Annotated in this window: 12 protein-coding genes; 1 reads left to right on the forward strand and 11 read right to left on the reverse strand. The window is 62.0% G+C overall.

Annotation, left to right across the window (positions count from 1 at the left end; genetic code table 11):
* Positions 1-500 precede the first annotated feature (500 nt).
* Positions 501-758 (forward strand): hypothetical protein, encoded by a 258-nt coding sequence (locus tag DU506_RS19885; RefSeq protein WP_147273792.1) that lies wholly within the window; start codon positions 501-503, stop codon positions 756-758.
* Between the two features lie 358 nt (positions 759-1,116).
* Here the strand turns inward: DU506_RS19885 and DU506_RS19890 are convergent, their stop codons facing one another.
* The 11 genes from DU506_RS19890 to DU506_RS22620 form a co-directional block, all read right to left on the reverse strand.
* Positions 1,117-1,584, reverse strand: a complete 468-nt coding sequence (locus DU506_RS19890) for a helix-turn-helix domain-containing protein (protein ID WP_114488601.1) — start codon at positions 1,582-1,584, stop codon at positions 1,117-1,119.
* Positions 1,585-1,599: 15 nt separating this feature from the next.
* Positions 1,600-2,070: a GIY-YIG nuclease family protein gene (locus DU506_RS21505; protein WP_147273793.1), complete on the reverse strand. Its 471-nt coding sequence runs from the start codon at positions 2,068-2,070 to the stop codon at positions 1,600-1,602.
* 143 nt (positions 2,071-2,213) lie between these two features.
* Positions 2,214-4,790: a phage/plasmid primase, P4 family gene (locus tag DU506_RS19900; protein ID WP_114488603.1), complete on the reverse strand. Its 2,577-nt coding sequence runs from the start codon at positions 4,788-4,790 to the stop codon at positions 2,214-2,216.
* Complete coding sequence (locus tag DU506_RS19905; RefSeq protein ID WP_114488604.1) at positions 4,787-5,041, reverse strand: hypothetical protein; 255 nt, start codon at positions 5,039-5,041, stop codon at positions 4,787-4,789. The genes DU506_RS19900 and DU506_RS19905 overlap by 4 nt, the downstream gene beginning before the upstream one ends.
* Positions 5,038-5,322 (reverse strand): hypothetical protein, encoded by a 285-nt coding sequence (locus tag DU506_RS19910; RefSeq protein WP_147273794.1) that lies wholly within the window; start codon positions 5,320-5,322, stop codon positions 5,038-5,040. Before DU506_RS19910 ends, DU506_RS19905 begins: the two co-directional genes overlap by 4 nt.
* Before the next feature lie 164 nt (positions 5,323-5,486).
* Complete coding sequence (locus tag DU506_RS19915) at positions 5,487-5,882, reverse strand: hypothetical protein (RefSeq protein ID WP_114488606.1); 396 nt, start codon at positions 5,880-5,882, stop codon at positions 5,487-5,489.
* A complete protein-coding gene (locus DU506_RS19920; RefSeq protein WP_114488607.1) occupies positions 5,879-6,148 on the reverse strand; it encodes a hypothetical protein in 270 nt (89 codons plus the stop codon). The genes DU506_RS19915 and DU506_RS19920 overlap by 4 nt, the downstream gene beginning before the upstream one ends.
* On the reverse strand, positions 6,148-6,387 hold the full coding sequence (locus DU506_RS22900) for a Lar family restriction alleviation protein (RefSeq protein ID WP_114488608.1): 240 nt from the start codon (positions 6,385-6,387) through the stop codon (positions 6,148-6,150). Before DU506_RS22900 ends, DU506_RS19920 begins: the two co-directional genes overlap by 1 nt.
* A gap of 349 nt (positions 6,388-6,736) precedes the next feature.
* Positions 6,737-7,126: a hypothetical protein gene (locus DU506_RS19930; protein ID WP_114488609.1), complete on the reverse strand. Its 390-nt coding sequence runs from the start codon at positions 7,124-7,126 to the stop codon at positions 6,737-6,739.
* Positions 7,123-8,898 (reverse strand): hypothetical protein, encoded by a 1,776-nt coding sequence (locus tag DU506_RS19935; RefSeq protein ID WP_114488610.1) that lies wholly within the window; start codon positions 8,896-8,898, stop codon positions 7,123-7,125. Before DU506_RS19935 ends, DU506_RS19930 begins: the two co-directional genes overlap by 4 nt.
* A 468-nt stretch (positions 8,899-9,366) precedes the next feature.
* Positions 9,367-9,489 carry a hypothetical protein gene (locus DU506_RS22620; RefSeq protein ID WP_268877353.1) on the reverse strand — a complete coding sequence of 41 codons (123 nt, stop codon included), beginning with the start codon at positions 9,487-9,489 and terminating at the stop codon, positions 9,367-9,369.
* Between the last annotated feature and the right edge of the window lie 175 nt (positions 9,490-9,664).

Below are 9,664 nucleotides of genomic sequence, written 5' to 3' on the forward strand. Positions count from 1 at the left end.
GGATGGCCCATTAAAACAGGTGGTAGCGCTTAACTGGCAAGCGCTAGTAGCTATCAATTCGATAGCGCATCCACACAACCGGCGGCAGAAAAAATGCCGGGCCCGACCTACGCCCGAATTTTCTCGCCACCAGAAAAATACAAGACCAAGGACCTCTCCAGAAAAACGGCCCGCTCGATCACCACCTGGTCGCCACAAACCACCCCGGGGGTACTCCCAGCCTCCCGGTCAATTTTGAATTTGGACCCCCGCCCAGGGGTGCACCTCCCGATCATTTTCAAATCCGGCGCGCACCATGGCAAGCCGCGTGCCCAGGAAAAGAGACGCCCATCTCACTTCGGCGTCCGTTCGTCCCCCGGCCATCAACCGCCCATCGCCGGCCATCAACCGCCCATCGCCGACCCACAACCCTGCTGCGTCGCAACAAGGCACAGTCGAGTCTCGATCAACTTGATGACTTGAGAAAAATGTGTGACACGATCAACAACGAGATTGGGCGTTTGACGGCTTCTCTAAACTACCGCCATGTGGGCTCAACCACAGCGGTTGCGGTGCTGATCTACGTGACCACCTGCATGTTCACTCACTATGGGGAGGACCATGGGGTCGATCGGACACCCCTGCTGTCCGTCCAACAGCGCGCTGTGGGCGATTTTCTCGTTGGGCAAGGGGTTGGTAGCTCCGAGGGCGATGAGGCCCTTGTTGACCTCGCTAGGGCCAACGGCACTGTGGCCTATCTGGCGTCGTTGCCCGGGTGAGCTACGCGGGCGGCCATTGGGGTGGTACTGCTTGGTGGTGGGCAAATCGGGTTTTTGCTATAAAACAGATAGCTGTCGGCACTTGTTGGATAAGCGCTGGCCGTCTTTTACACCCTGGCGTTCAACGCTGCTCTTGGGGTCTTACCTTTGCTAAAAAACAGATAGCTACCAACGCTTTATGGATAAGCGCTAGACCCCGATTTCCCTGTATTTCTTGGAGTGGTCTGCTGGCGGTGCCGTAGAGACCTGTGCTCCGTGCACATCGGCACCCCTCTTTCTCATGCACAAAATCGCCCGCCCTTTTTCGTGGGCCAAATTGGGTGCAATTTTTCAAACGGACCCCTCTTTTGCTGGGCGCCTATGCGCTCTGTTTTTTCAGGAGCCCGGTTGGAGGGGGCCAATGTCCCTGGAGGTTTTCCCCGGCAGTTTTCACAGCAACACCTCGGCGCGCAGGCCCCGCCACCTGCACCAGTCCGGCCACCTCCAGCTCGCGCAGTATCTGCTGCACGCGGCGCTCGCTGATCCTGAGCATCCCGGCGATCTCGCGGGTGCCGAACCCCTTCTCGATGAACCGAGCCACGCTGCGCTTGCGCAGGTCGTCCTCATGGTCGCGCAGGCGGGGTACGGCCAGGTGCTCGCCCGGCCATGCCTCACACAGTCGCTTGGCGGCTGGCAGACCCAGCAGGCGGACCAGCAGGTGGCCTTCCTCGGCCACGATGGGCACGTAGAGGTTGCTGCCGTCACCGAACCAGGCCACGAGACGCAGTGTCGCGCTGAAGCCGATCACGGCGCTGATGTCATCGAGGGTGGTGTTTCGCAGTTCCATGGGGGTCTTTCCGTTTCAGTCAAACCGTGTGAACGGGATGTTGTGGCCCGACAGCAAACCTTGCAGGTAATTGATGTGAGCCCGCATCACCTTGTACGGGTGCGAGGTGCCGTTCGGATGCCCTACTGGTGCCATTTGCACATTCAGATCGGCCTGACCGAGATTGTTGAAGTGCTCAATCCAAACACGTTCATGGGCATTGCGTCGTTTCTGATCAAGCAGAATTGCCGAAGCTACTTCCTCCAAAAGACATGCTTTGATGTCCCATCCGGCCAGCACCATCTGTGCCATCCAAACCTGACACGGCCGGGCATTTTTAGGGGCGATGTTGTGGTGATGGGTGTAAAGCCTTTTCTCGATACGAACGCTTGACCCCACGTACCTAATCTCACCTGACAACGGGTCTAGCAATCCGTAAACACCCGAGGTGTACGGAAAACTCGCTCTGATCACACAGTGCAATTTGTCGTGTTCAAAAATCTGCATAAAACCAATCTGCAATTTGTCTACAAGTTTCTCCGTTAGTGACGCAAGTGACGCATTTAGGTGCTTTTTCCAAAACTCTCTTTACGCATAGGTGGAAAAAGTCAAAAAAGGGCAAAATGCGTCACTTGCGTCACTCTGTAGGGCTAAAACAGGTCCGCTGAACCCTTTATGCGTAACCCAGACCTCAAGCGCACGCCGCCTGACCCCCGGATTGGCGGAAATCTCGTGTCCAACCGACGCGATAGAGCGGTGCTACTTCGGATGTAATTGAGCAATCCGCGACCGCGAGCGAACATTTCCCACGAGTCCCACAGCTCTTTTGACGACACCGTGGCCGAAGGATCAAGGTCGCAGCACTCATCCAGCCACTCGGCCAAGAGGTCCATCTGCGACCGATAGGCGTCGCGGGCCGCGAGAACGCGCTTGGGCGGCACGAGGCCGTCCTTCTGATACCGCAGGGCTGCCTTGACGATCAGCGCAAGGATGCCGGCCATTTCCAGGGCGAGTTTTTCCTTCCGTTTTCCATCCTTGGGCACGTTCGGGTCGTTCTCAAAGTTGCGCTCGAACGGCAGCATGCCCATGCGGCGCCAGATGCCGTTGTCGTTGCCCTTGATGATCGGCTTGTGGTTCGTCGGCATGTAGACCACCCATGTCGGGGTCATCTCGACGCTGTGCTTGGCATGGATGCCCCGGGCAGTGATGGTGTCGCCCCCGGTCATGCTCTTGACCATACCCTCACGCAGCTCGCCGTTTTCATCCGGCTCATTGACATAGACGAAACGAGCCCCCCGCAATCGAACAAGGTCCTCTCGCGGGCCACCCCCGCCCCCCTTATTACCATCTGCCACAAACGAAGCGGCATCGGCCGAGCGGGCGTAGCTGCCGAACGCCTGGCGCACGGCGTTGAAGATGGTGCTCTTGCCGTTGGCCCCGTTGCCGAAGGCGATGAACATGATGTCCTCGATGGGGGTGCCCATGAGCGCGTACCCGAAGGTGCGCATCACGTACTCCACCATGTCCTCGTCGCCCGAGAACACCTCGGAGATGGTGCGCTCAAACACCGGCGCCTTGGCCCGAGGGTCGAAGTCGCAGGCCGCCACCAAGGTGATGCGCAGGTCTGGGTCCGGGGGCAGCAGCGCGCCCGTGCGCAAGTCCACCACGCCGTTGCGCACGCCCAGGTAGTGGCTGTGCTTGTCCAGCTCGGCAGCCGGCACGGCGACGCGCGGATCGCTGGACGCCAGCTTGACCATGTTGCTCACCATCCTGGCCTGCTGGCTCAGGGCGCAGAACTGGAAGAACTCGGCGCGTTCCTCGTGTTCCTCGACCTCGTTGACCAGGGCGCGGATGGTCTCTTTCGCCAGATGCTCGATTTCCACGTCCACCGCGCGGCGCCAGTAGACGCCGGTCCAGATGAACCACGTTCCGACCTCGGGCACGAACATCAGGCCGTCGCCGTAGCGGTCCAGCATGCGCTCGGCGTTGCCGAACTCGGTCAAGGGCCGCTTGGCCTGCACCGTGGCCGCCCGTGGTCCCACCAGCAGGGCGCGCGCCTGCGTGATGGGCATGTTGGTCTTGGTCAGGGCCTTGTAGCGCGCCTGGAAGGCGCCAATGATCTCCGTGCGCACCAGCGGGTCGTCAGGGATCAGCAGCTTCAGCTTCTCCAGCACCTCCTTTCCGCCCAACTTCAGGCTGTCGGTCTGCGACTGGATCAGTTCCTTGGCTTCGTCCAGCGCGGCGCGGCGCCCTTCGTGGTCCTTCTCGCGCTTGGCCTGCCCGCAGATTTTCAGCAACCAGCGCAGCGTGGTGGGCGCACCGCTGCCCCCGCCGAACGAGCGCCACTTGTAGTCGTACTGCTTGGGGTCGTCCTTGCTGGAGCGTGCTCCGTACTCCTTCCACAGCGCCAGCGCGTCGGACTCATGCTCGGTGCCTGCGAACTCGTGGTGCAGGGACATGCCGACGTGTGCCCAGTGGTCGTAGGAGTCGCCGTCGTTCTCCAGGTGCGACATCCAGCGCTCAACCTCGGCGAAGGACATGCCCACACGGGCCACCAAGCTCATCAGGTCATCGGCGTCGCTGGAGCTGCGCATGGCAGGCGACTCGGCCGAGCCCACCACCGTCACACCGGGGGTGGTGCGCACCAGGCGGCTCACCTCGGCCAGCAGCGCAGCGACATGCTTCTCGGTCACGACAGGCAGGTCAGAGGCGCGCAGCGACTCCAGCCCTCCCATCAGGTCCACCCACTGGTAGTCGCGGCCGGTGTCCGGGTGCTCGTGGTAGGCTACGAACTGCTGGCCCAGGCCCAGGATTTCCACCTGCTGGTGGTTGTCCTTGCCGGACGGCTTGGTGGGGTCCGTGGGGTCGAAGAACTGCACCGAGGCGCCCTTGGCCCAGCCGGCGCTGTCTGCGCGGTAGGCCAGCAGGATGCGCGGCGCGGCCCCCACACGCTCGGCCCCATCACCGAGGTTGCGGCGGCACCAGGCGATGAGCGCAGGGCCGATGACCGGGTGGCTCACGTCGATGTCCACGCCGACGATGGGGTGCGCCCCCTGGCCGCAGAGCACACCCACCCCGTGGTCAGGGTAGCGGGTCAGGTCCTCCATGCCGAGGCGGGCCTTTTGCCAGCCAGAGATTGCTGGGCGTTTTTCGCCCTTGCGGATGGGGACGATCAGGTAGCCGTTGGCGAGCAGCGCCCGGCCATGGTTGCGAAAATGGTCGGTCATCCTTGGGGGCTTTCGGCTTTCTTCTGCTTGCTCTGCTGGCGCAAGGCGATCTCACGAGCAAGCGCTGCGGTCATGGCGCCCAGTTGTTTTACAGTGTGTTTTGGCAGTACAACCAGCTTCGTTTCTTTGGGCGTCCCGGTCTGGAACGCACTGAGCATCCCCACGAAAGCCTCAGCCATGTTCGGGTCGATTGGTGCAAGAGTGGTTCGCCCATCGACCCTGATGAAGATTGCGACCTGTTCGATGTTCATGCCGCACCGCCCTTCAGCTTGGAGACGGTTTCACGCGCCTTCGTCCAGCGCTGGCCCGCGCGCACGTAGGCGTCGTGCATCTTTTCCAGCTTGCGCTCGGCCTCGGCAATGGCCTCATCGCGCGTGGCGAACAGGCCCCCCTGGTGCAGGAGCGACGGTTTGTCGCAGTTGAAGTATCCCTTGATGGAGCCAGGATAGACACCGCAGACAGACAACTGCTTCACGTTCAGCGAAGCGGTGACGTACCAGGCGGTACAGGGGAATTTGGTAGGAGAGAACAAGGCTGGCGACCTTTCTGCAAGGCGCCGCATGGTGGAGACCTGACGGAGCGCCAGCCTGTACCCCATCCGCAAAAATGGGGGTGTCAGGCCCCCACCGTGCGGCTCTGCGGGTGACGGGGAATTCTGGCTGGCGGCGTGCAGTATATCGCGTTTGCGCAAAAACACTAAACGTTTTGCGACACTCGACACTTCAGGATGCTGGTGTACACCGGGTCGATGAACTTCGCGCCCGTGTCGGCCCCGTGCCACCAGAGGTCACCGTCCATCTGCGGGATGCAGCCGCACAGCACGCTGCCGTCGGTCAGCATGATGTCCACCGTAGTGCCGAGACCGAAACCGCCGGGTTCTACCCAACCCTCGGCCGCCTCCCGCATCAACCACCCCCGCCATGCTGCCTCGATCTGCCGGACGCCGTACTGGCCGTTCGCTTCGCGCCAGAACAGGGCCTCCCGGCTGTTCGGATCACCCTCTTCCGGGTGCGACCAGCCTCGCGCCTTCAGCCCCTGGTAGTGGGCCCAGCAGGCGTCTTCGAACTGGGGGCGGGTGTCGGTGTTGGTCATGGCGCAACCTCGCACTCAGCGCACATCGAGCAGATGACCTCCAGCGTCAGCACCTGCGTGCCGTACTTCTCGTGCATGACCACCGAGGCATCGGCGATCCGCTTGGCGAGGTCAGCGCGGCACGAGCGGCGGCTGCAGATCGACAACTGGTAGAGGTACAGACGCGACGTGCCGGCGAGCCCCGCGAATTCGTCGCGCTTGTCGTCGGTCTCCAACTGGCGCAGGACGGCCAGCAGGGGTGTCTTCGGGGTGTTCTTGCGGGCCATTAGGAAGGGTCTTTCTGTGTTTGTGCACGATGGTTCCACTTCGCGCGGACGGCCGCCTTTTGGTCTTCGGTGACGTGGCCCGGCCAGTTGGACACGACAAAGCGCACACCGCAGGGGTTACAGCAGACCGAGAAGACGTCCACTGGGTCAGGGCCGAAACCACCGCCAGGGTTGTGGCCCAGCCGTTCGGAAGGCGCACCCCCGCAGAAGGGGCAGGGTGATAAAGTTATTTCGCACATGCGCAAATTCTAGCTTATTGCGCAATCGCTCACAACCACCCATCGGCCAACGCGAAAAAACTGTTGCGTACACCTAAACTCTGCGATAGTCTTACGTCACCCCAATGAGCCCCACGGAGGTGTGCTCATACCAACCCTTTCCCAACAGGCCGCTTACCCACCGGCCCCACGGGGATCACCGCACCGCTGCGCAGCGACACGCATTGGGCCACCTGCACATGGGCGACCCGCAACTCCACCCTGGACGAGTACCCCTAGCCGTAGGCCGCGCAGATGCTCGCGCTGTCCATGTGCACCTTCTCGACCACGGCGCCTTGGGCCGTGAACGCGATGAAAACGAAGACCCAGTTCACGCAACACCTCCAGTCCAGGGGTTCACCCCACCAACAAACACCGACTTTACCGGGTAGTCCATCGGCAGATCAACGGTACGCTCACCGTCCGAGAACGGACTGTACTTCGCCACGTACCCACGAGAGGCGCGAGGCTTCGGCGCGGGCCGAGGCGCGTTCTGCCCGGGGCCCAGCACCCACACGGCGGCGGGTGCCGACTTCTCCGTCGAGCGCTCCCATGCGGTGATGTGCGCCAGGTCATCCTTGTGCAAGGCCCACAGCGCGGCACGAGAACCGCCGTCGGCGATGTCACTACGCCGCTCGATCTCCGCGCACGAGCCCCGGCCGATGCGCTCCAAGGTGCTGACGACGGCTTTTCGCACGGCGCCTTTTGCCGCGATGGTCATTGGGCGCCCCCTTGCTTGCGGGCTGCGCGAGTCACCCAGCGGGGCTCCAGCGCGCTTCCGTTTAGTGCGTTCCACTGGCGATAGAACCCTTCGACTTGGTGTTTCAGCAGTGGGTTGTTGTCGTTGTCCGCTTGGGTTTCTGCTTCACCCAAAAGCACCCAGAATGAGTGCAGCACGTTGTCGCGCTCGGAAAACCACCGCGCCGCATCCTCCAGCACGCTGTCTGCCTTGTCCTTCTCCGCGCAGCGCGCAAGAATCATCGCCTGCAGTTCAGGGCTTCCAAAGCTGGACGGCTGGCTGTCTGCCGGGGGTGCTGGCTGGGGTGCGGCGGCGACAACGGCGCGTTGAACTGCCTTGCCGATGGCTGCTGCCCAATTCGTAGTGCCTCTGGTGCAACGACCTGACAGCGCTTCATCAGCCTGCATCACAACCTTCATCAGCGCGAGACTGTCCAGCGGCCCCGTTACTGCTCCAGCGGCTGGTGCCGTCACGCTGTCTGCCGGGGCACGGGATGCGCTCAGTGGCTTGAGGTATCCAGCGCGTGATTCGTGGAGCTTTTGCAGCGCCGCGTTGGGGTCGTCTGCATTTGCTGCGTTCCACCCAGCGGAAACACCGGCGAGGTATTGGCTATCGGCCATGGCGTCAGCAACCTCAGCTGGCACTGGCTGGCTGTTTGCCTGGGCGGCTGGGGTGGGCGCTGCGGCGAGTTGCTCCAAGACAGCCAACGTCGCCATTGCATCGATTGCACTCTCCTTTTTCGGCCAGCCATCATCGAAGAAATACTGGCTATTGATGCGGTGGTCGGCCATGGCGTTGAGGTATCGGCGCGCTTTCTCCACCGGATCCGCTGTGGAGCCGTCCGAGAACTTTATCGTCTCGACAGGCCCCGCAACTGCGCCAGCGGCTGGTGCCGCCAACTCGCCAGAATCCTCCGCGACGATCACCGCGCCGCGCAGCACGCGCCTCGCAGCGCGCATGCGGTCATCGGCAGGCTCGCCGATCAACTCGATGGCCTGCCGGATGGCTCGCACCGCCGCACTAAGCGTCGTGAAGTCGGTGGTGGCTGGTGCCGCCTGTGCCGTGGGGGCGGCCAGGGTAGCGTTGTGGGCCATCACGATTTCAGTGACCGCACCGGATTCGACATTCCGCCCAAGGTACGAGACAAGGCCACGGCCTTCCTTGTTCACGATGCTCCAGCCCTCGTAGCCATCTTTGCCGCCAGAGCCGTACCAGCGCTCAATCCACGCCCCTGCGGCTGGTGCCGCCTGTGCCGTGGCGGTTTCTGGGTAGGGCCAGTCCTTCAAATGCTCGACGGCTTCGGCCACCGTCTTGTCAATCGCACTGCCGGGTTGGTAGCCAATCTTCTCCTTTGCTCTCAAGAACAGGCCGATCATCGTGCTCAGTAGAGCGTGCGTCTTGGTGTTCGTCGCCCCGGCTGGTGCTTGCCCATTTGCCAATCGCAACACCGCTTCCACGATTTTTTCGGCGCCGATGGTGTCCCATGCCGTGGATTGCAGCCCTATGGCGTCTTCAACCTGTTCGACCGTGATGCGGGAGGCTGGTGCTTGCCCATGGTATGCGCGAATTGCCGCGCGCCACCCGTAAAGCACATAAGCGGCAGAGCCGCAGTCGTCGCTTGCGCTGCCAGAGCTGTCGCGTGCTTTGCGTGCTTTGCGTACTATGGCTCGCAGTTCATCTGGCGTGGGCTCAGGCAGCTCCGCATAGGCCCCGCCCTTTGGTGCTGCTGGTCTGTCGTGTTCTTCATTCGTCATGATCAATCTCTCCATTTTGTAAACGGCCGACCGGCTTTTTCCCAAGCGCAATCGACCGCAATTTCCAGTAACTCGTCGGCGGTGATCCCCTCCTGACGAGCGGCGATGCGGACAGCGCTCATGGCGTTCTGCTCGCAGTACGGTGAGCCAGGGCGGTGGGGATACCAGTAACCCCCGCAGTTGCAGACGCGGTGCCCGGTCTCACGCAGGTGCTTCGTGAACAGGTCGAACGACTTGCGTCGGGTTCGACATTCAGGGCAGCGTAGGATCAACGCCACACGTCCCCGTTTGCCCGAACAAACGCGACCGCGAGGTCTCCATCCCAACGTTTTTTGCGCATCAGACAGGTCAACAACCGAATGCGGACCTCTGTCACCCGTTCGATGGTGGCGACAACGGCGCGCACCGCAGCAGGTGGGTGTTCGGTCACACGGCGACACGCAGCCAAGCGTTCGTGCGTCGTGCTTTTCATTTGCAACCCCCGCAGAAGAACATCCGGTTGCGCCACACCCCGCCCGTCCGGTTGCGGTCGGTGAGGCACTTCACACAGAACGCCTTGGCGTAGTAGGTGCTGGTGGGTGGGATAGTCATGTGCCTTCCCCGTGAAGAAACTCGAAGTCACGCGCGTCCTTGAGTGCGGCCAACGCCTCCTTTGCCTCAGCGAACTCAGGGCTGCTTTTTCCGAAATCCCGCTTGGCCGACCGCTTTTCCACCTTGGCTTCACGAATGGCTTCATCAAATTCGTCCATCGTCATAACGTGTCCTC

This window comes from Vreelandella rituensis, from assembly GCF_003336665.1.
Taxonomy (GTDB): Bacteria; Pseudomonadota; Gammaproteobacteria; order Pseudomonadales; family Halomonadaceae; genus Vreelandella; species Vreelandella rituensis.

What these genes read in the sequence shown, in the direction of transcription:
- DU506_RS19890 (WP_114488601.1), bottom strand. Translation starts at nt 1,584, where the DNA reads ATGGAACTGCGAAACACCACCCTCGATGACATCAGCGCCGTGATCGGC.
- DU506_RS21505 (WP_147273793.1), bottom strand. Translation starts at nt 2,070, where the DNA reads ATGCAGATTTTTGAACACGACAAATTGCACTGTGTGATCAGAGCGAGT.
- DU506_RS19900 (WP_114488603.1), bottom strand. Translation starts at nt 4,790, where the DNA reads ATGACCGACCATTTTCGCAACCATGGCCGGGCGCTGCTCGCCAACGGC.
- DU506_RS19905 (WP_114488604.1), bottom strand. Translation starts at nt 5,041, where the DNA reads ATGAACATCGAACAGGTCGCAATCTTCATCAGGGTCGATGGGCGAACC.
- DU506_RS19915 (WP_114488606.1), bottom strand. Translation starts at nt 5,882, where the DNA reads ATGACCAACACCGACACCCGCCCCCAGTTCGAAGACGCCTGCTGGGCC.
- DU506_RS19920 (WP_114488607.1), bottom strand. Translation starts at nt 6,148, where the DNA reads ATGGCCCGCAAGAACACCCCGAAGACACCCCTGCTGGCCGTCCTGCGC.
- DU506_RS22900 (WP_114488608.1), bottom strand. Translation starts at nt 6,387, where the DNA reads ATGTGCGAAATAACTTTATCACCCTGCCCCTTCTGCGGGGGTGCGCCT.
- DU506_RS19930 (WP_114488609.1), bottom strand. Translation starts at nt 7,126, where the DNA reads ATGACCATCGCGGCAAAAGGCGCCGTGCGAAAAGCCGTCGTCAGCACC.
- DU506_RS19935 (WP_114488610.1), bottom strand. Translation starts at nt 8,898, where the DNA reads ATGACGAATGAAGAACACGACAGACCAGCAGCACCAAAGGGCGGGGCC.
- DU506_RS22620 (WP_268877353.1), bottom strand. Translation starts at nt 9,489, where the DNA reads ATGACTATCCCACCCACCAGCACCTACTACGCCAAGGCGTTCTGTGTG.